This window comes from Actinomyces marseillensis (assembly GCF_900155605.1).
Classification (GTDB): domain Bacteria; phylum Actinomycetota; class Actinomycetes; order Actinomycetales; family Actinomycetaceae; genus Pauljensenia; species Pauljensenia marseillensis.
Genome location: NZ_LT707420.1, coordinates 389,108 through 412,688, shown reverse-complemented (window position 1 = coordinate 412,688; position 23,581 = coordinate 389,108). Strand labels below are relative to the sequence as shown.

At 57.8% G+C, this 23,581-nt stretch carries 26 protein-coding genes; 13 read left to right on the top strand and 13 right to left on the bottom strand.

The genetic code is table 11. The features are described from left to right. The first annotated feature begins 130 nt into the window (after window positions 1-130). Both BQ8011_RS01755 and BQ8011_RS08905 read left to right on the top strand, forming a co-directional pair. Window positions 131-544, top strand: coding sequence for a WhiB family transcriptional regulator (locus BQ8011_RS01755; protein WP_407639758.1), 414 nt, complete (start codon window positions 131-133; stop codon window positions 542-544). Window positions 545-575: 31 nt separating this feature from the next. Continuing rightward, window positions 576-737, top strand: a complete 162-nt coding sequence (locus tag BQ8011_RS08905) for a Sp36 family protein (protein WP_072456996.1) — start codon at window positions 576-578, stop codon at window positions 735-737. An 83-nt stretch (window positions 738-820) separates the two neighbouring features. On the opposite strand, the gene BQ8011_RS01745 is transcribed toward BQ8011_RS08905, so the two are convergent. From BQ8011_RS01745 to BQ8011_RS01725, 5 genes are all read right to left on the bottom strand, one after another. Continuing rightward, window positions 821-1,504, bottom strand: a complete 684-nt coding sequence (locus BQ8011_RS01745) for a Crp/Fnr family transcriptional regulator (protein ID WP_034501070.1) — start codon at window positions 1,502-1,504, stop codon at window positions 821-823. A gap of 196 nt (window positions 1,505-1,700) precedes the next feature. Continuing rightward, a complete protein-coding gene (locus BQ8011_RS01740; RefSeq protein ID WP_072456994.1) occupies window positions 1,701-2,615 on the bottom strand; it encodes an alpha/beta fold hydrolase in 915 nt (304 codons plus the stop codon). Then, entirely contained in the window at window positions 2,612-4,105 is a 1,494-nt protein-coding gene (locus BQ8011_RS01735; RefSeq protein WP_072456992.1) for a hypothetical protein, read from the bottom strand. The genes BQ8011_RS01740 and BQ8011_RS01735 overlap by 4 nt, the downstream gene beginning before the upstream one ends. An 84-nt stretch (window positions 4,106-4,189) precedes the next feature. Then, on the bottom strand, window positions 4,190-5,095 hold the full coding sequence (locus BQ8011_RS01730; protein WP_072456990.1) for a hypothetical protein: 906 nt from the start codon (window positions 5,093-5,095) through the stop codon (window positions 4,190-4,192). A gap of 15 nt (window positions 5,096-5,110) precedes the next feature. Beyond that, entirely contained in the window at window positions 5,111-5,968 is an 858-nt protein-coding gene (locus BQ8011_RS01725) for an HAD family hydrolase (protein ID WP_083430016.1), read from the bottom strand. 123 nt (window positions 5,969-6,091) lie between these two features. Here BQ8011_RS01725 and BQ8011_RS01720 point away from each other — a divergent pair, with 123 nt between their 5' ends. The 6 genes from BQ8011_RS01720 to BQ8011_RS01695 all read left to right on the top strand — a co-directional run bounded on the left by BQ8011_RS01720 (window position 6,092) and on the right by BQ8011_RS01695 (window position 10,533). After that, a complete protein-coding gene (locus BQ8011_RS01720) occupies window positions 6,092-7,123 on the top strand; it encodes a hypothetical protein (protein WP_072456988.1) in 1,032 nt (343 codons plus the stop codon). After that, entirely contained in the window at window positions 7,120-8,259 is a 1,140-nt protein-coding gene (locus BQ8011_RS01715) for a TadA family conjugal transfer-associated ATPase (protein WP_072456986.1), read from the top strand. Before BQ8011_RS01720 ends, BQ8011_RS01715 begins: the two co-directional genes overlap by 4 nt. Continuing rightward, the gene (locus tag BQ8011_RS01710; protein WP_072456984.1) at window positions 8,259-9,296 is read left to right on the top strand and encodes a type II secretion system F family protein; all 1,038 of its coding nucleotides are present in this window, start codon (window positions 8,259-8,261) and stop codon (window positions 9,294-9,296) included. Before BQ8011_RS01715 ends, BQ8011_RS01710 begins: the two co-directional genes overlap by 1 nt. A gap of 132 nt (window positions 9,297-9,428) precedes the next feature. Beyond that, complete coding sequence (locus BQ8011_RS01705) at window positions 9,429-9,629, top strand: DUF4244 domain-containing protein (protein ID WP_072456982.1); 201 nt, start codon at window positions 9,429-9,431, stop codon at window positions 9,627-9,629. After that, window positions 9,626-10,018, top strand: coding sequence for a hypothetical protein (locus BQ8011_RS01700; RefSeq protein ID WP_072456980.1), 393 nt, complete (start codon window positions 9,626-9,628; stop codon window positions 10,016-10,018). Before BQ8011_RS01705 ends, BQ8011_RS01700 begins: the two co-directional genes overlap by 4 nt. A gap of 5 nt (window positions 10,019-10,023) precedes the next feature. After that, entirely contained in the window at window positions 10,024-10,533 is a 510-nt protein-coding gene (locus BQ8011_RS01695) for an Rv3654c family TadE-like protein (RefSeq protein ID WP_231945337.1), read from the top strand. Window positions 10,534-10,559: 26 nt separating this feature from the next. Here BQ8011_RS01695 and BQ8011_RS01690 read toward each other — a convergent pair whose 3' ends face one another. The 6 genes from BQ8011_RS01690 to BQ8011_RS01665 form a co-directional block, all read right to left on the bottom strand. Next, window positions 10,560-13,001: a DEAD/DEAH box helicase gene (locus BQ8011_RS01690; protein ID WP_072456976.1), complete on the bottom strand. Its 2,442-nt coding sequence runs from the start codon at window positions 12,999-13,001 to the stop codon at window positions 10,560-10,562. Continuing rightward, on the bottom strand, window positions 12,998-13,585 hold the full coding sequence (locus tag BQ8011_RS01685; protein ID WP_034501087.1) for a type III secretion system chaperone family protein: 588 nt from the start codon (window positions 13,583-13,585) through the stop codon (window positions 12,998-13,000). Before BQ8011_RS01685 ends, BQ8011_RS01690 begins: the two co-directional genes overlap by 4 nt. After that, window positions 13,582-14,031 (bottom strand): YbjN domain-containing protein, encoded by a 450-nt coding sequence (locus tag BQ8011_RS01680; protein ID WP_034501088.1) that lies wholly within the window; start codon window positions 14,029-14,031, stop codon window positions 13,582-13,584. The genes BQ8011_RS01685 and BQ8011_RS01680 overlap by 4 nt, the downstream gene beginning before the upstream one ends. A 244-nt stretch (window positions 14,032-14,275) precedes the next feature. Further along, window positions 14,276-15,133: a DEAD/DEAH box helicase gene (locus tag BQ8011_RS01675; protein WP_077209660.1), complete on the bottom strand. Its 858-nt coding sequence runs from the start codon at window positions 15,131-15,133 to the stop codon at window positions 14,276-14,278. Continuing rightward, window positions 15,130-15,717, bottom strand: a complete 588-nt coding sequence (locus tag BQ8011_RS01670; RefSeq protein ID WP_034501087.1) for a type III secretion system chaperone family protein — start codon at window positions 15,715-15,717, stop codon at window positions 15,130-15,132. Before BQ8011_RS01670 ends, BQ8011_RS01675 begins: the two co-directional genes overlap by 4 nt. Then, window positions 15,714-16,163 carry a YbjN domain-containing protein gene (locus tag BQ8011_RS01665; protein WP_034501088.1) on the bottom strand — a complete coding sequence of 150 codons (450 nt, stop codon included), beginning with the start codon at window positions 16,161-16,163 and terminating at the stop codon, window positions 15,714-15,716. Before BQ8011_RS01665 ends, BQ8011_RS01670 begins: the two co-directional genes overlap by 4 nt. Window positions 16,164-16,396: 233 nt before the next feature. Here BQ8011_RS01665 and BQ8011_RS01660 point away from each other — a divergent pair, with 233 nt between their 5' ends. The 5 genes from BQ8011_RS01660 to BQ8011_RS01640 all read left to right on the top strand — a co-directional run bounded on the left by BQ8011_RS01660 (window position 16,397) and on the right by BQ8011_RS01640 (window position 21,503). Beyond that, a complete protein-coding gene (locus BQ8011_RS01660; protein WP_083429966.1) occupies window positions 16,397-17,467 on the top strand; it encodes a phosphatase PAP2 family protein in 1,071 nt (356 codons plus the stop codon). Window positions 17,468-17,677: 210 nt separating this feature from the next. Beyond that, window positions 17,678-19,549, top strand: a complete 1,872-nt coding sequence (locus BQ8011_RS01655) for a ribonucleoside triphosphate reductase (protein WP_072456974.1) — start codon at window positions 17,678-17,680, stop codon at window positions 19,547-19,549. Continuing rightward, window positions 19,546-20,271, top strand: coding sequence for an anaerobic ribonucleoside-triphosphate reductase activating protein (locus BQ8011_RS01650; RefSeq protein ID WP_072456971.1), 726 nt, complete (start codon window positions 19,546-19,548; stop codon window positions 20,269-20,271). Before BQ8011_RS01655 ends, BQ8011_RS01650 begins: the two co-directional genes overlap by 4 nt. A gap of 194 nt (window positions 20,272-20,465) precedes the next feature. Continuing rightward, window positions 20,466-20,864, top strand: coding sequence for a DUF1304 domain-containing protein (locus BQ8011_RS01645; protein ID WP_072456969.1), 399 nt, complete (start codon window positions 20,466-20,468; stop codon window positions 20,862-20,864). 39 nt (window positions 20,865-20,903) lie between these two features. Continuing rightward, window positions 20,904-21,503, top strand: coding sequence for a LytR C-terminal domain-containing protein (locus tag BQ8011_RS01640; RefSeq protein WP_034501097.1), 600 nt, complete (start codon window positions 20,904-20,906; stop codon window positions 21,501-21,503). Window positions 21,504-21,519: 16 nt separating this feature from the next. Here BQ8011_RS01640 and BQ8011_RS01635 read toward each other — a convergent pair whose 3' ends face one another. Continuing rightward, window positions 21,520-22,074: a TetR/AcrR family transcriptional regulator gene (locus BQ8011_RS01635; RefSeq protein ID WP_034501100.1), complete on the bottom strand. Its 555-nt coding sequence runs from the start codon at window positions 22,072-22,074 to the stop codon at window positions 21,520-21,522. Further along, complete coding sequence (locus tag BQ8011_RS01630) at window positions 22,061-23,524, bottom strand: MFS transporter (RefSeq protein ID WP_072456967.1); 1,464 nt, start codon at window positions 23,522-23,524, stop codon at window positions 22,061-22,063. The genes BQ8011_RS01635 and BQ8011_RS01630 overlap by 14 nt, the downstream gene beginning before the upstream one ends. Window positions 23,525-23,581 lie beyond the last annotated feature (57 nt).

Below are 23,581 nucleotides of genomic sequence, written 5' to 3'. Positions count from 1 at the left end.
TGCCCGGCGCGGTGAAAGGCAGAGGAAGACAGGCAATGCCTTGAATATCAAGGACAAGGGGGCAATTGGATCGAGATAGTCCCAATTTCACTTATGTGAATTTCATGTGTAGTCTCTTAAAGGGAGGTCAATGTTGACCGCAGATGTGGAGAGGGTGGAATCAATGATTGATGACCACAGCTGGGTGGAGTATGCATTGTGTGCAGAAAAAGAACCCGATGCACTATTCGTACAAGGGGCAGCGCAGAGGCAAGTTCGGATGCGCTGCATGGAATGTCCAGTTCGCCTCGAATGTCTTGCTGATGCGCTTCAATCGCGGATGACCTTCGGCGTCTGGGGAGGACTTACGGAACGCGAACGACGCATGATCTTGCGGGTGTACCCGAATGTTGACGATTGGTCGAAGTGGCTCAACTATTCCCCGGACCCCCTTGCCGTTGAGCTGCGTAAGCCTCGGGTCCCGCAGAGTTTATCGATGAAGTCTATTCGAGCCTCAGCCAAGGTCCTCCGAGAAAGGCCCATCGCCGTGCCCGTTGGAGCATGAGGCCTTGGTGAAGGTGTCGTAGGATAGCGCTATGACTACATGGGAATATGCAACAATTCCGCTTCTGACTCACGCGACAAAGGCAATCCTCGACCAGTGGGGTGCCGACGGTTGGGAACTCGTCCAGGTTGTTCCAGGGCCGACTGGTTCGGATAGCTTGGTGGCGTATTTGAAGCGACCGAAGAACGACTGATCCCGCTCATTTAAGCGGGCGACAAAACGGTGGGCTGAGCAGGTGATGTACCTGCTCAGCCCACCGTTATACGTCGTACTGAATCAGCGCGCGCGACGTGCCAAGCGATCAACGTCCAGCAGAGTGACGGCGCGGCCCTCCAGACGGATCCATCCGCGGGAGACAAAGTCGGCCAGCGACTTGTTCACGGTCTCACGAGAAGCGCCAACGAGCTGTGCGAGCTCTTCCTGGGTGAGGTCGTGAGGAACGTGGATGCCCTTATCGGTTGCAGTGCCGAAGCGATCAGCAAGATCGAGGAGAGCCTTGGCGACGCGACCGGGGACATCGGAGAAAACCAGGTCCGAGAGCGATTCATTCGTGCGGCGCAGACGCTGAGCCAGTGCACGAAGCATGTGCTTTGCCAGGGTCGGGTTTGCCTCGACGATTTCCATGAGGTCGGTGTGCTGCAGGTGGAGCAGCGTCGCGGGAGAAACAGCAGTTGCGGTGGTTGAACGCGGGCCTGGATCAAAGAGGGTGAGTTCACCAAGAATCTCGCCGGGGCCGAGGACTGCAAGCAGGGACTCGCGGCCATCATTTGAGGTGTGCCCCAGCTTCACCTTTCCTTCGGTGACGATGTACAGGCGGTCGCCAAGATCGCCTTCATCAAAGAGGGTCTCACCGCGGCGCAGCGTCGTTTGACCCATCTTCTGCTGCAGCGATACCTGTTGGGCCTCATCAAGTCCGCTGAAAAGCGGCACTTGGTTGATGAAGTTTGCGTCTCCATACATAAAGCCGGAACTCCGTTCTGTTCGCAAGCGCCGCTAGCCAGCGCCGCCGACTCCTGAGCTGTCCTATTCCTCTAAGACGGCAGCCCAGCACGAAAGAGCCACCGTGTGATAGTCGTAACTATTATGCATGGTGAACGAGCTAAAACACAGATTTGCACACACTTTGCGTAAATTCGTAGCGATGCGTGCCAATTCTCTACTCCAGCGAGGCAGCCTCGCGAATAAAGGGAAGGATTGCAGCGACGAGTGCGCGCGGATTTTCTTCCTGCGGGAAATGACCACTCTCAGAAAGCGCGCGCATGGTGAATTCGCCCGAGGTTGCCTGAACATCATCGGCGAAGTCGACGTGTGACCACAGCCCGTCATTACGCGTTTGAATCGACAAAACTGGAACTTCGACCTTGCGCGTTAAAACATCCTTTGACGCGAACGAGGGCCTAAAAGTGGCCTGAAGAGACTGCCACGCAGAGCGAATAGCAACGTGACGCGAAAGCGCCTCACGATACACACCCGCCTGCGAAAGCATGTGGTCCTGCGTGAAAGGCGCTGCCCACTGCGAAATCGAACGATCCACCCACGCTGACTTTGACGCGAAGAAAGTCAGGCGCGGCCGGCGCGAGAGCAGGGTTGAGAACCAGCGGCCTCGGCCTCGTGAAGAAAGTCCACGAAGGAAGTGCACACCCAGGGGGTGGGGAGCACACACGGGAACAATCGAGCGCAAACCGGCGGGTTCGAGGGAGCCGAGCATCCACGCGATTACCCCGCCCATTCCGTTACCGACGACCGTGTAGGAAGAAATTCCCAGCGCCGAGGCCACGGCCGCCACATCCGATGCAAGCTGAGTGAGCTCGACTTCCCCGGGAGTGAGATCCGAGGTGCCAAAGCCGCGGATATCCATGGAAATCGTGCGGATTCCAGCCTCGGTGAATGCGGGGATCACCTCGCGCCACGTCCACCACGTCATGGGGAAGGAGTGGAGCAAGATCACGGCAAAAGAGGAGTCCTCGGGACCCGCGTCAGCGACGTGGAATGAGGCCCCCGAGGCCGAAACCCGGCGGTGAACCCACGGGCCGGGCGCCTCGAGAAGGGTGCGAGAAACCTCGGGCTTCACCGCAGACCAGCTGCCTTTGCAGCGCGGCGGCGCTCGCGGGCGGTGTAGTGCGCGCCCGTCGGATTCACGCGCTCGACCTGCTCACGCATGGCTTCTTCCGCGCGCCCACGTCGACGTGCCGAGTGAGACAGCGAGGCAACGCCCATCAAAACAATGCCCAGGATCAGGAGGCGACCAGAGTAGCCCGATGCCTGCAAATGGTGGGCAAGGTTCGAGCCGAAGGAGCCGGCATTTTGCAGGAAATGCAGCAGGGAGACGGTGTGTGCGCTGGTGAAAGCCGGGGCGAAAACCCAAGGAATACCAGCGGCAAGGAAGCACATTCCCGCAATCCACGCTCCCAAGGAAGAACGCTTGAATGCTTCAAAAAGCGCGATGATCGCAACGAAAGCGATGGCCAGTTCCGTGATTGCCAGCCAGTTGATGACGCCGGTCGCTGCCGGGTTGCCTTCGGGCAGGGTCATTCGGGCACCCGCGTCGGCGACGAGGTACCAGGTGATAGGCAGGGCAAGGATCCCCAAGATGAAGGAGAAGAGGTGCGCACCGGTGCGTGATGGCATTTCGGGAACGATGGAGGCGCCCTCGAAGAGAACATCATCGAGGCTCTCAGGGGTGTCCTGAGGAACGCTGCGCTCAGCGGCGTCTTCACGAGGCTTCCACGCGGCCTCGGTGACGGGAGATTCTTCTTGCGGGGCAACGAAAGCGCGACGACGAATGGTTGTGCTTTCGAGTTCGTCTTCTTGGAAGTCGTCAGAAACTTCAGCTTGGTCGCCAAAACGACGCGAAAGCGCATCGGGAACTTCACCGACAGGGGCCGAGGCCTCGTCCGCCTCGGGTGTTTCTTCGACCGCGTCGCTTGCGGCGGGGATCGTCGTGGTCGTGTGAAGATCCTCGGCTGCTTCTTCGGGGGAATCCTGGGTAGTTTCGTCAACGAGCACTGCTTCTTCCGAGGCCGGGGCTTCCTCGTGTGAGGCCGAGGCGTCTTCGACATCGTGGGTTTCGGGTGCCTGGGTGGGGGTTTCCTCGAGCGGAGCATCCTCGTGTTCGACACTCACGGGCTCGCCGTTGCTCTCCGGCTCTTCGGGGGTGTCGCTTGCGGCCTCGACGCTCGCTTCGGCTTCTGCGGGCTCTTCGGCGGGAGAGGCTTCGTGCACGGGTTCTTCGGCGAGGGCCTCACCCTGGGCCTCGTCGGAGGAAGAATCGGTGGACTCCTCTGCGGACTGGTCTTCGGAAGCGCTGTCCTCAGGCTGTTCGTCTTGCGCGCGCGAGGCAAGAACATCGTCGAGGGAAGTGGGGGTGACGCCCATGTGAACCGGCTCAACCTGGCTGGTCTCAGTAACTGAAGCGCCGCCGATAATGTCTTCGGTAGCAGATGCTTCGCCCGGGAGAGTGACTTCTTCACCGGTCAGCGGCAATTCTTCGTTTTCGTTGCGGTGAATCGCTTCGTCCTTGACTTCTTCGGGCGATGCTTCGTTGTGTTCCTGGTCAGACATGAGGCCTCCTCTTCTCGTGCTGACGATAACGAGAAAACGCTCGGGATGGGGGATTACCCGCCGAGAAGCGCCACATTTAGCGAATTAATCGTTTGAAGATGAGTCGCTCGTAGCGTAGCGGCGCGCCCAATAGATTCCCAGAGTCGATGCCGCGAGGATCATTCCGTAGGCGGCGATCGTCGAAGCAGACATGAGGACCTGTGTCCCCAAAGAGGGACCCGGAGTGACAACGACGCCAGTGAGGGTCGTTCCCAGAGGGATCAACAAGAACCCGGGAATGATGTAGGTCCATGCGATGACTTGAGGGCCGATCATTGACCAACGGGAAGCCAAAGCTACGAGGCCAAGAATTTCAGCGACCGCGGCGCTGAGGAATGGCTGGAGCGGAGTTTGTGCGACAACCCCGCTCAGGCCTCGTGCGGCCATAGGAAGAGAATCGGTAGGAGCGCAACGAATGAGCAGCGCCAGGGCGCCAATACCCAAGGGGAGGGAAGCAACAGCAACAGCAATACGTTCGCTTTGGTGGCGCTCGAAAGGCATGAGCTCCTCAGCCTCTGGGTTCTTCGCGCAGGCGCGGTGTGTCAGGGCCAACGCAACGCCCGAACCTAGAAGGATTGCGGCCACGCACACCGGGTAGAGATTCCAACGCTGAGCAGCGGACATGTCATCGGCTGAAAGGTTTGCCGCAACAAGGAAATGAATGCGGAAATAACCAAAAGTCTGCAGGAAACCGATAATAAGCGCCCAAGCGGCCGCGACGAACATTCCGATGGAATGACGCTCGCAGTTAATTGAAATCATGCCCAAAATGATGGCTGAAAACGCCATACCAATCATGCCCTCGACGGAGGCCAAGGGTACGCCGATAGCCGCACGTGCTTGAAGATCCGCAAGGGACATTCCCATGAGGATCAAAGCAACGGGCGCAAAGATGGCAGCGAAGAACGCTGAGCGCAGAGCGGAGCCGGGCGGCAAGGACAGTTTGGACATATGTCAAGTATGCCGCTATTTGCTGGGAATTGAGCGGCGTGCCCAATACCCGATTCCGATCCCACCCACGAGGGCCAGTGGAATCATGGCCAGCGTCATGCGCGTGCGCTTTCGACTGCGAATCCGAACGGTCTGGGTGAAGGTATGGATGGGCCATTCGCGCTCGCGGGCGATTGCGGCAAGGGACCGATCAGGGTTGACGGCCTGGGGATGGCCGACAAGCTCAAGCATGGGCAGATCCGACACGGAATCGGTGTAAGCGTAGGACTGACTGAGATCCCACCCGCGTTCTTCGGCGAGTTTTCTGCAGGCTTCGGCTTTTCCGGCTCCGTGGTTGAAGTGAGTGATCGTCCCATCGACCAGCCCGTCTTGTCCGCGTCCAACAATGGTGGATAGCGCATCGGGAATTGAAAGCAGGTGGGCGATTGGCCGGACTATCTCCATGGGTGAGGCGGAGGCGATGACAACGTGGTGACCCAGGAGTCGGTGGTGGTCGATGAGCGCAAGGGCTTGGCGGTAGCACAGGGGCGCGATGCTTGAACTCGTGACACTGTTGACGATTTTCTCTACATATTGAGGGTCCCAGCCGCGAGTGAGTTCACCGAGGGCATGCATCATCGATCGCATCCGGTCATCGTCCGCACCGGTGAAGAGGTAGGGGAGCTGGACGATGGTTGCACGCAGGGAATCCCAGCGACTCATGACACCCGCGTGGACCAGCGGGGTGCTCAGCGCCATTGCCGAGGCCGTGGCCAAGATGGTCTTGTCGAGATCGAAAAATGCGGCGATGTGGCTATCTTCTGCGAGTGCTTGGCGATTTTTCCCCGGAAAAGGAGGTTTCGGGGAATCGATGTTTTCGTTGAGAGTGGACATCATCGGCACCTTCAGTTGGTGTGGATGCAACATTGCTATCCACAGAATTGGGATTACTCCTAGTTTTCCACAGATTCAGATGGGGCACGTGCATTCTGTACAAGGAATATTCACGCTTGAGGAATGACGCGAATGGGAATCGTTGCGTGGAATGGGCTTGAAGGGCGGGCAGTGGAATCACTGCGTGCAGTGTGTGCCGTTCTTGGGATGAGCATGTGGCAGGGAAGCCCCCATGAACTCAATGATGGTCGAAACGGATCCTCGCGCAGCACTTCGCACGAGGAGGGAAGAAGGATCCAGGACCTCGTCAGTGTGGTAATCGCGGATTCCTCACAGCGCTCAGTTTGGGAGCACTTGGGACTTCATGTCATCTGTGTGGGTGAGAGTGTTCAACTTCCCGGTGGTGAAAAGCTCCTTGGCCAGTTACTCGCGGCCGATATGGCTCGATGGATGGCTGCTCAAGGTTCCATGGCTGGCCGCATGTGCGTGGGGATCGCGGGATGGAGCGGGGGAGCGGGCGTATCCACCCTTGCATGGGATCTGTGTCGCGATACTGGCAGTATTTGCGTCAATCTTTCTGGCCCCGGTCCTTTGCGTGCTTCACGAGGGACTCTTCTCACTCCCCCTGCCGAGGCTGCAACCTGGTCTGCGATCAGCGTCCGTGAGCGCTTCTTCCTTCCCTCACTGATCCGAGAACTTCCGGTGAGCCGCGGAGTCTCCTATTTGGGAGGGGATGCACGCGGCGGCGCATACGCAGACGATTCACGGGTACCCGCTGTGATTTCAGCGCTGAAGGGCGAAAAAAGCATCGTCTGTGATTTGGGACTGTGGGGACCAAGATGTGCGGAAATTGGGGAGTCTATCGATGTCCTCATTCTCCTTGGTCACGGTGACGCGCTTGGAGCGGCACGTTTATGTGCGCTCAGCGCTGCCAATCCTCCACCGTGCCCAACGTATGCACTCATTGCTCCACAAGCCTCGTCTTGCTTTTTGGCGCGCAGGGCGAGCATCGGTCTGATTTCGCTTTCGCAAATCACGCGTATCGTGCACACCAGTGCCCGTCCGATCTATGCAGTGGGGATGCGGCCTCGTCAGGGGAGAAGGGGAAGGAAAGCGCGCGCACAACTGTGGGAACGCATGGAGGCGCAAGAATGAGTGTGGCTGACGCGCTCCTGATGGCGAGCACTGCGGGAGAAGCGCTCGATGAAGCGATTATGCGTCTCAAAGCCCCGGGGAAGGGCATAGGGGATGTCGGATCCGCGCTAGAAGAGCTCGATGCGCGCCTCAATGGACTCGGGGAAGTCCTTGCACCCTTGCTTCGTCTTCCGGGAATCACCGATATTTTGGTCAATTCCACTCGGGTCTGGGTCGATTGTGGGCAGGGTGTGGAGCCTATCGACGATGGCTTTTCTAGTGAGGAAGAAGTGCGAGCCTTGGCCATCACAATGGCGGCGATCTGCGGCAAACGCCTCGATGATGCTGTGCCGATAGTTGACGGAATTTTGCCCATGGGGGTCCGAGTTCATGCGGTGATTCCGCCGCTTTCCGGTGAGGGAACGATCATTTCTTTGCGTATTCCGGCTCGGGGTGGCCTCACTCTTGAACAGATGCGCAAGGGAGCGAGTATTGATGACACCACGCAACAAATTCTGAGTCGAATGCTTGAAGTGCGTTGCAATGTCCTCATTTCTGGGGCGACGGGGAGTGGGAAAACAACGCTGCTCTCCGCGCTTTTGAGCAGTATTTCGGTAAATGAACGCTTGATCTGTATTGAAGAAATGAGCGAACTGCACCCCGCGCACCCGCACGTCGTGCACCTTCAAGCACGTCAGGCCAACACTCAAGGCCGAGGCGAAATTACTCTTTCTGAGCTTGTGCGCGCTGCAATGCGAATGAGACCCGATCGCATCATTTTGGGAGAGTGTCGAGGTGGGGAGGTGCGCGACATTATGAGTGCCCTCAATACCGGGCACCGCGGTAGTTTTGCGACGATTCACGCCAATACTCCCGCGGAAGTTCCGGCCAGGCTCAGCGCTCTTGGAGCACTCGCGGGGATGAGCGCTGAAGCCACACACGTGCAGGCCCGTGCGGCTTTTGACCTTGTCGTACACATGGAAAGGAGCGTGGGATGTGATGGGAATACTGGCCGACGCGTTGCCCAAATTGGGGTTTTCGGGCTCGAGCGCGGGGAGCTCACCTGTTCGTGCGCCTACCGCATTGATCGCCGAGGCCGCGGTTCGACCGGTCCTGCTTGGGAAGAATTGCGTCGCGTGCTCAGTCGGGATTCGTAATGCGAGCGCGGCAGTTCACTCGCGTTCAAGCCTGGGATCCGCACCCTGCGGAGAAAGTCGTGCGCTGGCCTCGTTCGGGAAGAAAGAACGAGGGCGGCCAAAAGACATCCATTGACGCCGAAAAGCTTGCGCAGAAACTTCGCAAAGTCAGTGCTTTGCTGCAGGTCGGTATTCCCGCGCAACAAGCGTGGCAGGAAGTGAGCCGAGTGAAGAGTTGCGGGGAAGGGGAGTGCGATGAGTGGGGAATTCCTAGGGAGGTCATTACTCAAGCTGGCGAACACTTTCGGAGTATTCGTGCGGCTTGTGGGATCTCAGCAGTTCTTGGAGCACCTCTTGCCCAGGTTTTGGATTGTCTTGCCGATAGTTTCGATGATCTTCACGAGGCGCAAGAAGCCAGGAGAATTGCGGGAGCCGGGCCCGCGCTCTCGGCAAAAATCCTCAACTTGCTTCCGGTTGTAGCTCTGCTTGCGGTGAGCGTGATGGGGATTAATCCTTTTCCTGTCCTTGCCGATGGAGGTGCGGGGACGGCGTGCGGCATCGTTGGATTGGCGTTTTTACTTGCCGGACGGTGGGTATCAGTGTCGATGATCCGAGCGTCCCAGCGCAGATGGGATGAAGACGGAAGTGAAGATACGGCGCTTGTCTGCTCCCTCATAGCAGCAGCTTTGGATGCTGGAGCATCAATTCCTCGGGCATTGGAATGTCTTGGACGCTGCTCAGATCGTGAAGAGTTGAGTCTTGTCTCGACGCGTTTGACTGTGGGACTCGAATGGGAACTTGCCTGGGAGGACTGCCCAGAGCAATACCTTGAGGTCGCTGAGGTCCTTCGCGAGGCATGGACGCGGGGTGCAGCAGTAGACGAACAATTGCGCCGTTTTGGCGCTACGGCCCGAAAGAAGCGTCTTACAGATGCGCGGGCGGGCGCCGAAGAACTGGGTGTGAGGCTTGTTGTGCCCCTTGGGCTTCTCATGTTGCCGGCATTTATCTGCTTAGGTGTCGTTCCCGTGTTGATCACGCTCGCTCACAGTGCAATCTGACAGTTTTCAAGGAAGTTTTCCACAGTATTCGCGTGCTGACGATTCATCCACAGATTCGTGAGGCAGAAGAGATAAGCAGGCTAAAAAAGGGGCACTCTCGAAGACGTGGGACAACACAGGAAGGAGACTCCCATGAATAAGAACATGACAACGCAGAGTGCTGACATGCGGGAAGAAAATTGCGACGCGGAAGAGGGCTCGACGACCGTTGAATACGCGATCGGTGCCCTTGCGACCGCTGGATTTGCCGGTTTGCTTCTCGTCGTTCTCAAATCCGGTGTCGTTCAGTCGGCGCTGGAGCACCTCATTTCAACGGCACTGAGTTTTTCATGAGTAGGCGCGCTCAGCTCACCGTGCCTTCGCCTGATCGAAAGGGAGATGAAGGCATGGTGAGCGTTGAAATTGCACTGGGAACGTTCTCAATCGTCGTCATGATCGCAATAGTCATTTCGGTGTTTGCGGCATCAATGACCACTCAGACATTGTGTTCTGCACTGGGAATTGGCGTGCGTGAAAGCGCTCGCGGAGGTAACGGCATGCAAGCTGCCCAAGCAGTAGGCGCAGGACTGAGTAACCTTCACTTTGAATTCAGCAGCGATGAGCGCTGGATCTATGGCTCAGCTGAAAGTTCTTATCGGGGTCCTGCTGGAGTCCTGGGCTTTCACGCGCACTGTCGCTACCAAGGTTTACGTGAGAGCACTCTTGTCGGCGGTGAAGACTGATGTCTGTGGTGGATCAATCTGGGGCCGATAGAACGAAAGGACGGAGCGCTGACCAGGGCTCGGGAACCGTGATGGTGATCGGAGTTGTCGCACTTGCCATGGTGCTCGCCTGTGCGGGAATTGTGTGCGCAGTTTTCCTTGTATCCTTGAATCGGGCTCAAGATATCGCGGATCTGAGTGCCTTGGCAGGCGCGGACATTTCTGCGACTGCTCAGTGGGAGGACGTTGAGGACAAAGCGTGCCAAGTAGCGCAAGAAGTTGCAGAAAGCAATGGCGCGCAACTGAGCTCATGCCGGTGCGAGGGCGTCGATACCATCGTGAGGATTCGTCTTAAAGGTGCATGGGGATGGATGATTGGGCGCTCCGCTCGAGCGGGTGTTGACCCCGTAGATGCACTTGAGGGGCCTGCCCCCCGGCTGGCCCCTCAAGTATCCCATCAACACAGTGCGAGTTTCCCGAAAAGTCTTTCGGTGTGGCATCCCCGCTTAAGCGGGGTCCAACTCTCGATGACTTAAATATAAGAAACCATGCTGTGTGGATACTATTTTGTATCTGGAAGTTTTCTGGGAATCTCTTCGAAGGGGGAATGCTCACAGAGGAACTCCAAGAGGCGACGCGCCCCCTCCTTCGACAGGGGTTCATTTCCGTTGCCGCATTTGGGAGATTGGATGCATCGTGGGCAGCCATCGTGACACTGGCACTCTGCGACAGCCTGGTAAGTGCGCTGAATCCACTCTCTGGCATGCTTAAATCCAAAATGCGCATAACCCGCGCCACCAGGATACGAATCGTGGACGAAAACCGTCGGCAAGTCCGTATCCGTGTGCAGATTTGTTGACAATCCACCCAAATCCCAACGATCGCAATTTGCACACAGTGGCAGTAGGGCGATAGATGCGTGCTCAGCAGCGTGAAGAGCACCCAAGATGCTGCCTCGATCAATTCCTAGAGAAGCCATCGTTGATGGCGAGAGGGTGTACCAACACGCTTGGGTACGCAAAGTACGTTCGGGCATAGCAAGGCGAGTATTCGAAATGAATTCCAGACCAGGGAGACGAAGAAGATCAAAATCAGTCACCTGGCGCGTGACATCGACACTACCTCGATACCAATGAACCAAGGAATCTGGACTGACCCACTCTTCATCCACATCAACGATGCGAATGGAGACAGCGTCTTGTGCTCTGGTTCGTAAGGGGGTGCGAACTTCTTCAACGTATGCCAGCCTTGCGGGTCCCTCCTCAAGAGAAAGGACATGGAAAGTACGTCCCTGATGAACATAAATCGCATCGGGAAATACTTGAGAATCCGCAGAATCTTGAGGGACCGACCCGATAATGCTTCCACTTCGAGCATCAACGATTTGAACATCCCGACCACTGCCACGGATCTGAATTCGATCCCAGGGTTGCTCACCGGAGGTGATATTCCAGCGCCAGCCACCACTGCGGTTTACAAGCTGGCCTTCGGCGCCAAGCTGCGCTAAAAGTGCGGGCGCTCGCGGTCCAAATACTTCGGTGGCTTCCCTGTCAGAAAGAGGAATTTCTCCAGCGGCGGCGCACAGGTGATCGCGCAAAACCCAGGGGTTATCGGGGTCAAGAACTGCGGCCTCGACAGGGGAAAAGATCTCATCGCTGTGGTGCACAAGGAAAGAATCAAGGGGGTTATCACCAGCAATCAGAACGGAAATACCCTCCGCGCCGGCTCGTCCCGACCGACCAACCTGCTGCCAGAAAGATGCTCGCGTACCCGGCCAACCGGCAGTGATCGTGACGTCCAAACCGGAAATATCGATCCCCATCTCCAAAGCGGAAGTGGTTGCCAAGGCTCGAAGCTGACCCGAGCGGAGCGCGGCTTCCAAGGCGCGTCGCTCTTCGGGGAGAAAACCTCCCCGGTATGCGGCAACGGTAGAGGCAAGCTCGGGACTGTCGTGGAGATTCTCGCGAGTTTGAGCAGCGACAGTTTCTGCGCCGCCTCGAGAGCGGACAAAGGTCAAAAGGCGCGCATTATTGCGGACCAGCTCTGCGGACAACAAAGCGGCTTCGGTTTGTGCAGAAATGCGCTGAGTAGGTGCCTCAAGAACTGCTTCTTCACCCGCCTCGGCGGCTTGCAGGGCAGAAAGGAAAGACTCAATTGAGACTTCATCTTCGCGAGGAACCTCGCGCCCCTCCCACATGAAAACGTGATGAGTGCCGCGCCCCGATGTGTCTTCGGTGATGGCATCGACCTTCTCGCGTCCGATCATCGTCTGCGCAACAGACTGCGGATCTGACAAGGTCGCCGACATCATGATCACCTGAACGCGTGCGCCAAGGTGTCGTGCAATACGCAAGAGTCTGCGTAAAACCAAGGAAATATGGCTTCCGCTCACACCGCGCCACTGGTGCATCTCATCAACAATCACATAACGCAAGGATGCCAACACGCGCATCCAGCGTTCGTGGTTTGGAAGCATGACGTAGTGCAGATAGTCCGGATTTGTTAGGACAATGTCGGCGTGAGCGCGCGCCCAATTCTTAGCTTCACGAGGGGTATCTCCATCAGCAAGCGCGACGGACAACTGCTCGGGGAGCGCGCCAATGAGCTCATTGAGCGAGTGGAGCTGATCCGCAGCCAGGGCCTTCGTCGGCGAGAGATATAGGCACGTGGGCCGATGGTGGATATCGGAAATGCGGCTCGAGACCTCGGCATTGAGGAGGTCAGAGAGGATGGGCATCCATGCGACCAGGGATTTGCCTGAACCTGTACCCGTCGCAATGACAACATCGTGACCGCAGTGAATTGCCTGGAGCGCTCGGAGCTGGTGAAGCCATGGAGAATCTACGCCTTGTTTCTTCCATGCAGAAACAAGGGACGAGGGGAGCCAATCAGGCCAGGAACCATACTCAGCCGCGCGCGCGGGAAGAAAACGGTAATCAACGAATTGACCACTATTTCCGCGAGCGCGAATGATGTCAAGAAGGGCCTGTGAGTGAGTGCTCATCCCAAGCCGAAAGCCGCACCGGAGCGGGCGGGCGGAGCGCCGGCCTCGTCAGTTTGAGAAGGGAAGGGCACGTCAGTATCAGACTGCGTATAGGGAGCACTTTCGGGAGCGCTCCACCCAAGAGTCTGAGTCGCTGCCTCTTGCATGTAACGGATTGCGTCGATACCCGTCGAAATTCCGGCTCCCAGGTGGTCGGTCAATTGCTGATCTGACAATCCTGCGGAGGTATCAACGGCAAAATCTGCGCAGACCTGAAGGGAGCCCTCGGGGTCGAGCATCCAATACACGGTCGGGAAGTACTTCTCACGATTCCACGAATCTGCAGCGGCGAAAAGCGGGTGCCCCGCGGTTTCGGCATCAAAATCGGTGTCCCATACCGCGCGGATCGATAGGAAACGCTCGGCAGAATCCATGCTCAGCAAGAAGGGGATGCCGTCGAAGACTGCACCGGCGGCCCGGTTTTCGGCCAAAACATCGGCCTGGAACTGGAGATCGGCCAAAGCGCGCATCAGACGATCAAAAGTCACCTTGTACGGAGTCGTTGAATCGTTCGGAATAGCGAAGGGGCCTGGAAGAGTGCTCATGCGTGATCTTCCTCCTCGTTCCACGTCACAAAGTCGGAGAGAGTCTCCTCAAGGTCGGAGAAGAACCCCATCATCATCGACATCGAGGTTTCGAAAAACGCATCGAGCTGAGCTTCTGAAAGCCCGTTCGTCGCCACAATGTCGCATTCGGCGATCAAGCCGTATCGGCGACCGTCCTCGAAAGGAGCGAGATACGCCTTCGGGCCGGTTCGCGTTGAATTGCAGCGCCGCACCTCTTCAACAAGGGAAGCGAACTGAGCGTCATCGGTTGCGATCCCACGCCAATGTGCGCGCAACTGAAGGATGTGGGGATTTGAGGTGTTCCAAAAATAGACAGCATTACGCGTCGGTACGGCGAGTTCTTCTTCCGAAGACTCTCCGAAATTCAGATCGTGGCCGTGGAGAACCGCGCGAATACGGTCGGTGTTGACCGGTGAAAGCGACACGTAGCACCCCTGATCCGAGTCGTAAGGTAGCGTTTCGTCACCGTGACTGACGCTTGTTGACTTCTCCACTTTAACCGACGTACGGGGTCAAGGCTCGAGATAAGGGATGGGAAAAATTCGGCAAAGTCATCCCGGTCAACCGAGCAAAAACCAAGCATTCAGATAGATAAACCTCTGTATTGATGACTAAAATAAAGCCTTCGAAGGCGGTGCCTAGAGGGAAGGAGTAGTCGATGACAGAGCGTCAGTCGCACCCTTCCGAAACTCCCTTCGCCAATGGTGAAACCGAAGTCTTTTCCGCACCTTCCACGGGTGCGTCATCCGTGGGGGAGGGTGCAACGCGTACCCTTCCCGAGGCCTCGGCCCACNGCGCAACAGACTGCGGATCTGACAAGGTCGCCGACATCATGATCACCTGAACGCGTGCGCCAAGGTGTCGTGCAATACGCAAGAGTCTGCGTAAAACCAAGGAAATATGGCTTCCGCTCACACCGCGCCACTGGTGCATCTCATCAACAATCACATAACGCAAGGATGCCAACACGCGCATCCAGCGTTCGTGGTTTGGAAGCATGACGTAGTGCAGATAGTCCGGATTTGTTAGGACAATGTCGGCGTGAGCGCGCGCCCAATTCTTAGCTTCACGAGGGGTATCTCCATCAGCAAGCGCGACGGACAACTGCTCGGGGAGCGCGCCAATGAGCTCATTGAGCGAGTGGAGCTGATCCGCAGCCAGGGCCTTCGTCGGCGAGAGATATAGGCACGTGGGCCGATGGTGGATATCGGAAATGCGGCTCGAGACCTCGGCATTGAGGAGGTCAGAGAGGATGGGCATCCATGCGACCAGGGATTTGCCTGAACCTGTACCCGTCGCAATGACAACATCGTGACCGCAGTGAATTGCCTGGAGCGCTCGGAGCTGGTGAAGCCATGGAGAATCTACGCCTTGTTTCTTCCATGCAGAAACAAGGGACGAGGGGAGCCAATCAGGCCAGGAACCATACTCAGCCGCGCGCGCGGGAAGAAAACGGTAATCAACGAATTGACCACTATTTCCGCGAGCGCGAATGATGTCAAGAAGGGCCTGTGAGTGAGTGCTCATCCCAAGCCGAAAGCCGCACCGGAGCGGGCGGGCGGAGCGCCGGCCTCGTCAGTTTGAGAAGGGAAGGGCACGTCAGTATCAGACTGCGTATAGGGAGCACTTTCGGGAGCGCTCCACCCAAGAGTCTGAGTCGCTGCCTCTTGCATGTAACGGATTGCGTCGATACCCGTCGAAATTCCGGCTCCCAGGTGGTCGGTCAATTGCTGATCTGACAATCCTGCGGAGGTATCAACGGCAAAATCTGCGCAGACCTGAAGGGAGCCCTCGGGGTCGAGCATCCAATACACGGTCGGGAAGTACTTCTCACGATTCCACGAATCTGCAGCGGCGAAAAGCGGGTGCCCCGCGGTTTCGGCATCAAAATCGGTGTCCCATACCGCGCGGATCGATAGGAAACGCTCGGCAGAATCCATGCTCAGCAAGAAGGGGATGCCGTCGAAGACTGCACCGGCGGCCCGGTTTTCGGCCAAAACATCGGCCTGGAACTGGAGATCGGCCAAAGCGCGCATCAGACGATCAAAAGTCACCTTGTACGGAGTCGTTGAATCGTTCGGAATAGCGAAGGGGCCTGGAAGAGTGCTCATGCGTGATCTTCCTCCTCGTTCCACGTCACAAAGTCGGAGAGAGTCTCCTCAAGGTCGGAGAAGAACCCCATCATCATCGACATCGAGGTTTCGAAAAACGCATCGAGCTGAGCTTCTGAAAGCCCGTTCGTCGCCACAATGTCGCATTCGGCGATCAAGCCGTATCGGCGACCGTCCTCGAAAGGAGCGAGATACGCCTTCGGGCCGGTTCGCGTTGAATTGCAGCGCCGCACCTCTTCAACAAGGGAAGCGAACTGAGCGTCATCGGTTGCGATCCCACGCCAATGTGCGCGCAACTGAAGGATGTGGGGATTTGAGGTGTTCCAAAAATAGACAGCATTACGCGTCGGTACGGCGAGTTCTTCTTCCGAAGACTCTCCGAAATTCAGATCGTGGCCGTGGAGAACCGCGCGAATACGGTCGGTGTTGACCGGTGAAAGCGACACGTAGCACCCCTGATCCGAGTCGTAAGGTAGCGTTTCGTCACCGTGACTGACGCTTGTTGACTTCTCCACTTTAACCGACGTACGGGGTCAAGGCTCGAGATAAGGGATGGGAAAAATTCGGCAAAGTCATCCCGGTCAACCGAGCAAAAACCAAGCATTCAGATAGATAAACCTCTGTATTGATGACTAAAATAAAGCCTTCGAAGGCGGTGCCTAGAGGGAAGGAGTAGTCGATGACAGAGCGTCAGTCGCACCCTTCCGAAACTCCCTTCGCCAATGGTGAAACCGAAGTCTTTTCCGCACCTTCCACGGGTGCGTCATCCGTGGGGGAGGGTGCAACGCGTACCCTTCCCGAGGCCTCGGCCCACCCCGAAGGACCCCGAGGTGCGCGTCCCGCATTTGCGCGCATCAACCGCCCGGCCTCGCCCGCGCCCACAAAGGCCGCCTCCAGGCGCTACCGCCCTCGCCTTTTCCGGCGCATTAGCGCCGCGGCAGGGTGCGCGCTCCTCAGCGCCATCATCGCTTTCCTCGCAATCTTTACCGTCAAGGGCCAAGCAATTGACACCTTGTCAATGGAAGCGGCAATGCGCTGGGCCGACCCGCTCGGCTCCCTTGGCCGCACGGTTACGCACATCATCTCTGTTCCGGCAATGATCATTATCGGGGTAGTGGTCGTTGTGATTGCCTGGCTGCGTCGTCGCCCAACTCTTGCGGGCCGCGCGCTTGGAATGGTGATCGCAGCCAATACGACGACCCAGGTTGCCAAGCTTCTGATTGAGCGCCCCGACTACCACATGTCCGCTGCGACGGTGAATTCGCTTCCCTCGGGTCACACGACTGTTGCGATGTCCCTTGCACTGGCCTTGGTGATGATTGCTCCCGAATGGTTCCGAGGCCCAGCGGCGTGGATCGGGTACCTGTGGACCTCGCTTGTGGGAATTTCCGTCATGATGTTTGGCTGGCATCGTCCTTCAGATGTGCTGGTGGCGATGGCCGTGTGCGGTTTTTGGGCGTTGATCCTGTGTCCTCTGGAGGACAGGCCTCGCCACGGGGTTCCTGTGCAAAAGGCGATGGTTGTTATTGCGCTTGCAAGTGCGATTGTCGCTGCCTTGGGCTTGGTGTATTCCCTGTGGGCATTGACTCCCAATGATTTGGCGCAGATGGGCTCCGGGGGTATTACCTACGCGGAGTTCTTGGATGCTTTGCCACGCAGGGCTCATGTGCTTGCGGGGATTTCTTCTTTTGCGGTGATTGCAGTTGGTGGCCTCGTGATCCACGAGGTTGATCGCCTCTCAGGCGAGTAAATACGCAAAACTTATTCACAGTCTGTTCAGGGCTTTGATCGAGGCGTGCACCGCCGCGCGTAAATTGTGCATTTTGCGCGAGTCGCGACACTCCGCATGTCGCCCCCACCCCTTCAGTATTGCCACTAGATATTGTGGGATGCGTTCGTCTCAAGCACTAGATATTGTGCCTCCACAGCGATGATGCCAAGTAAGCCTGAAAGGTCAATCGTGACTACGTCTCCCTCAACACGCTACGAAATCGACGCGATCTCAACGGTCGAGGAATACCTCGACCGCTCTGACTGGCGCGTCAACGCAAACGCCAACCAGGGATACTCACTGGGTGGTTTGATCCTCAACTCCGCCGGAAAGATGATTGCGAACTACTGGTTGGAGCGCGTCTATTCTCCCGAAGCGGGCGTGGCACACCGCAACGGTGACATTCACATCCACGATCTCGATATGTTCGCCGGCTACTGTGCAGGATGGTCACTCAAGCGACTCATTCAAGAGGGCTTCAACGGGGTCAGCGGCGCGATCGCCTCGGCGCCCCCCAAGCACTTCTCTTCCGCGTGCGGTCAGATTGTTAACTTCCTTGGCACGCTGCAGAACGAGTGGGCCGGAGCCCAGGCCTTCTCCTCCTTCGATACCTACATGGCGCCTTTCGTTCGTCTGGACAATATGACCTACGACGAGATCCTTCAGTGCATGCAGGAACTGATCTACAACCTCAACGTGCCTTCGCGTTGGGGAAGCCAGTGCCCCTTCACCAACCTCACCTTCGATTGGACCTGCCCCGATGACTTGGTTGATGAGCACCCGCTGATCGGTGATGAGATCGTTGATTTCACCTACGGTGAGCTCCAGAAGGAAATGGACCTTGTTAACCGTGCCTTCATCCAGGTCATGACCGGGGGAGACGCCGATAGCCGCGTCTTCACCTTCCCCATCCCGACCTACAACATCACTCCCGACTTCGATTGGGAGGGCGAAAACGTTGAGGCACTCTTCGAAATGACCGCAAAATACGGTCTGCCCTACTTCCAGAACTTCATCAATTCCGATCTGGACCCGCACATGATTCGCTCGATGTGCTGCCGTCTCCAGCTGGATCTTCGCGAGCTGCTCAAGCGTGGAAACGGACTTTTCGGTTCAGCAGAACTGACCGGTTCCATCGGTGTTGTCACCATTAACATGGCACGCCTGGGGTACCGGTTCGCGGGAGACATGGACGGCCTCGTCAAGGAACTGGACCGACTGATCAACGTCGGTTCAGAGAGCCTGGAGGCAAAGCGTGAAACGATTCAGTACCACATGGATCACGGGCTCTTCCCCTACTCCAAGCGCTACCTCGGCCACCTGAACAACCACTTCTCCACCATCGGCGTCAACGGCATGAACGAGATGGTCCGCAACTTCTCGGGCGACGCCTACGACATCACCGATCCCGCGGGATTCGACATGTGCTGCGCAATCCTTGACCACATCCGTGAGCGCATGGTCGAGCTCCAAGAAGCCACCGGCCACATGTACAACCTCGAGGCAACCCCCGCCGAAGGAACGACCTACCGTTTCGCGAAGGCCGACCGCTTGCACTACCCGGGAATCCTCCAGGCCGGAACCGAGGAACAGCCCTACTACACGAACTCCTCGCAGCTTCCCGTGGGTTACACCGACGATCCCTTCCAGGCTTTGGAAGATCAGGAAGTCTTGCAGGGCAAGTACACGGGCGGCACGGTCTTGCACCTGTACATGGGCGAGCGCATGAGCTCGGGTGCGGCCTGCAAGGAAATGGTGCGTCGTTCACTCACCGCCTTCAAGGTCCCCTACATCACCATCACCCCGACCTTCTCGATTTGCCCCGTACACGGCTACCTCGCCGGCGAACACTTCACCTGCGAGAAGTGCGCTCACGCTCACCCCGAGCGCGAACCCCAAGAGTGCGAGGTCTGGACCCGCGTCATGGGCTACTTCCGCCCCGTGAAGTCCTTCAATATCGGCAAGAAGGGCGAGTACGCCGAGCGCACGATGTTCTCCGAGGCTGCGGCGTCTGAGCATGGCGAACTGGTGAGCGCTTTCCCGCCCGTGGACCAGCGATGAACCTTGCAACCCTGACCGCCTCGGACCTGCAGATCGCGGGTCTGACCCCGATGTCCAGCGTGGACTGGCCGGGGAAGTTTGTGGCGACAGTGTTCGCCCAAGGGTGTCCTTGGGCGTGCCCGTACTGCCACAATCAGGCGATTATCGACCCGAAGATCCCGGGAGTGGTCTCGTGGGAGAGTGTCGAGGAACTGCTGGGTCGGCGTCGGGGTCTGCTCGACGGCGTGGTCTTTTCCGGTGGCGAGGCCACGCGCCAGTTGGCCGTCCTCCCGGCCATGCAACGCGTGCGTGAGCTTGGTTTCGAGGTTGGATTGCATACGGCGGGTCCCTATCCCGCGCGTCTGCGCGAGATCCTACGCACCGGCCTTGTGGATTGGGTCGGTATCGACATCAAGGCGATGTCCGGTCCCAATTACGAGGCCGTGGCTGGGCGCCCAAATGCGGGGCCGAAAGCGTGGGAGAGCTTGGGTGAAGTCCTCGATTCTGGGGTTTCCTACGAGGTGCGCCTCACGGTGTACCCCGATGGGCCTCGTGATGGTTACGAGGTTGCCTCTTGTGTGAAGGATCTGGGGGCAACTCACTTCGCTTTGCAACAGGCTCGCGCTTTGGGCACGGCCCAGGGTTTTAACGCCGGCGATGCTGCGTGGGACTTCGAGGTCCAATCCTTGGCCGACGACATTGAAAAACTTGGGTTTGAATCTTTTCAGTTCAGACCTGCCTAGAAAACGACGAGCTCGGTTGCTCCGTGTGTCATGGGGAGGAGCCGAGCGTGTCAATGGCCGCGATGTGCACTGAAGTGGGGTTGAGTGCAGCGGCTATGGGTTGTCGGGAGCGCGTGATATCGCGCTCCCGACAACTGCTATCCGGCGTAGACTCATTGAGTCTCAAACATCAACATGCGTGAGGAGCTTTCCCCATGATGATCCTTGCAATGGCTTTTGCCATTCTTTCCGCGCTGCTTCACGTTTTCATCTTCTATATGGAGTCAATCTCCTGGACCTCCGAGCGCACCCGCGCAACCTTCAACATGAGTGCAGAAGCGGCTGAAAACACGAAAGAAATGGCCTTCAACCAAGGCTTTTACAACCTCTTTCTCGCGCTTGAGGTATTCGTAGGGGTCCTCGTCTACGTGTTCGCGTCCCCGGCCGTTGGCCTCGCCCTCATGCTCTTTGGGACCGGCTCGATGCTCGCTGCAGCACTGCTCCTCTTCATCACCTCGCCGGATAAGCGAAGCGCAGCCATTAAGCAGGGAGCCCTTCCGCTTTTCGCCGTCATCGCCTTGGTTGCAACGATGACACTGATTTTCCTGGTCTAATTCGTGCACAAAGTAGCGTCGGTGAAGTAGGTTAGTTCTGTGAGTGCACCACAACCTCAACTGTCCCGACGCGAGCTCTACCGCCGCGAACGCCAGCTCAAGCAGAACTCGATCTTCTCGATCGTGTTCTCAGTCATGGCTGGCGTCAGTGTGTTGAGCCTTTTGGTGCTGACGGGAATCCTTCCCATCCCCTTCCTCAACGGTTTTTCCGCGAAGGTCGAGTACGCCTCGGCGGGAGATATCCCCTGCCCCAGCGAAGAAACCCAGCCCCTTGCGGCCTCGGGAATCAAGGTCCAAGTACTGAACACAACCTCGCGTTCAGGGGTTGCGCGCGACGCCTCGGACATGCTGAAGACCGTCGGTTTCCAGGTCGCTGACCCCTCCAACTCCTCACCGGAGTACGCGGGATCGGCACAAATCCAGGCAGGCCCGCAGTCAGTGGACCAGGCCTACACGGTGGCGCGTTTCTTCCCCTCATCGCGAGTGACCCTGACCGACAATACCGAACCCGGCGTCACGGTTCTTCTGGGTTCGCTCTACAACGGCGCACTGACCGCCGAAGATCTGCAGCGCGTGCAGGAAAACCACGACAACCTCAAAGGCCCCAGCACCTGTCTGCTGGTGAAATCGACGAAGTAAAAGTCGCCGGGCGCCGCTAAAAGCGAGCGTGCGAAAGGTCTGGAAGCGAGTCCAGATAGGCCAGAGCCGCAGAAATCAGTGCGCGGCGTTCCTGGGTGGTCAGATCGTAGGAATTGATGTGGTCGTGGACCCACAAACCATCGGCGATGATGTACAGCAGGTAAATGTCTGGATCCGCAAGGATTTCCTCACGCGGGAGCAGCCAGGGGCCCAAAATGTTGTCCCACACCTCGGCGCCTTCTTCGCTGGTGTGCGTATCCAAAGCAAGCAAGAGGTCTGCGCGGGTTGCGCTTTGTGAGAGAACCTCGACGACGGCACGCAAGCGTTCGCGGGGGGAAAGTTCTTCGGGCGGGGCGCCCGCGGCCTCGAGCAGGCTTGCTCGCCACGACGAGGCCAAGTGCTCGTTGAGCGCCAAAAGCAGCGCCGCGCGCGAGGGGAAGTGGTAGAGCAGGCCGGACTTCGACATTCCTGAAGCCTTCGCCAGCGAATCGTAGGTCAGGGCGTCCAGGCTCTTCTTATCGATAATCTCGAGGGCGGCCTGAATGAGCAGGGATTTTTTACTCGTGCGCATACTTGGTCTCCTTCGGGTTGTCTGTCAGAAGCGCGGCGGTGACGACGGCAGCGGTGAAAGATACTGCAATCGCGATGCACAGCGTCCACGTGTAGGCGGTATCGATAGCAGAGGCGGCCATGGGGGCAAGAGCCGGATTATGAGCCGAGGCATCCATACTATGTGCAACTTCGGGCGCGGCGTTGATTGTGTAGAAAAGTGACATCAGCGAGCCGAGGATGGCGACCGAAAGCATGGTTCCAAATTCGTAAGAAACCGATTCAATTGCCGAGGCCATGCCAGTGCGGCGCGCGGGAGCGGAGCCGATGATCGCAGTGGAAGTGACGCTCATGGCCAGGCCGGTACCCGTACCAACGAGGACCAGGGCAATCATGAAGAGCGGGAAGAAACCTTCGCGTATGGCAAAGACCGCAAGGATTCCAGCGATGGTCGCGATAACGTAGCCTCCCGAGATGACCGTCCGAAAACCGATGCGATCAACGTAGCGGCCACCGAAGATTGCGCCGGGGAAAGCAGCGATTGCGACTGCGCCGGTCACGAGGCCGGCTTGGAGCGGGGTGAATCCGGCGGAGAGCTGGAAGCGCTGGGTTGTGAGGATTTCAATTCCTGAGACGACGAACATTCCAAGAAACGCTCCGAGGAAACCGGCGGTGAAGAGGCGGCTCTTGAAGACGTCCAGGGTGAGGAGTGGGGTGTCAAGGAAGCGCTGGCGGTGGACGAATAGGGCGAGGCCGATCGCAAAGAGGACGACTCCCGTTGTCACCAAAGTGGTGTCGATGGGGGTGTGTGCAAGATTTTCGATGGTAAGGACCAGGCCGACCATGGTGACGGTTGCGTAGAGGGAGGACATGAAATCCCAATTTCGCTTGGGATTGGGGAAATTGTCCGGCGCAATGAGATAGGTGCCCGCAAGAGCGATGATGACGATCGGGATGTTGATGAGGAAGACTGCGCCCCACCAGGTGTGGGTCAGGAGGAAGCCGCCCAGAAGGGGGCCGACGGCGGAGCCGACTGTCGCGACCGAGCCCCAGATTCCAATCGCGGTGTTGCGCTCGCGGGGTTCGAAGAAGGTCTGGCGGATGAGGGCGAGTGTGGAGGGCATCAGGACTGCTGCTCCGGCTCCGAGGAATGCGCGGGCGCCGATGAGAACACCAACGTTGGGTGCGAATGCTGCAACCGCCGATGCGATGCCGAAAATCGTGAGTCCGATTTCGAACATGCGACGGTGCCCGATTTTGTCTCCGAGCGTCCCGGTTCCGAGGAGCAGGCCAGCGAGGACAAGGGGGTAGGCGTTGATGATCCACAGGCCTTGTTGGTGGCTCGTGTGGAGTTCGGCTCGAAGGGTGGGAAGCGCAACGTAGAGGATCGAGTTATCTGCAGCAACGATGAATAACCCGAGGGAAATGATTAGCAAGAAGGCCCAACGAGCTCGGGCCGATTCGGAGCGCATGCGAAGATGCTAGCACATAACTGTAACGGACGTCCGGTTTAGTTACTGGATAGGAGT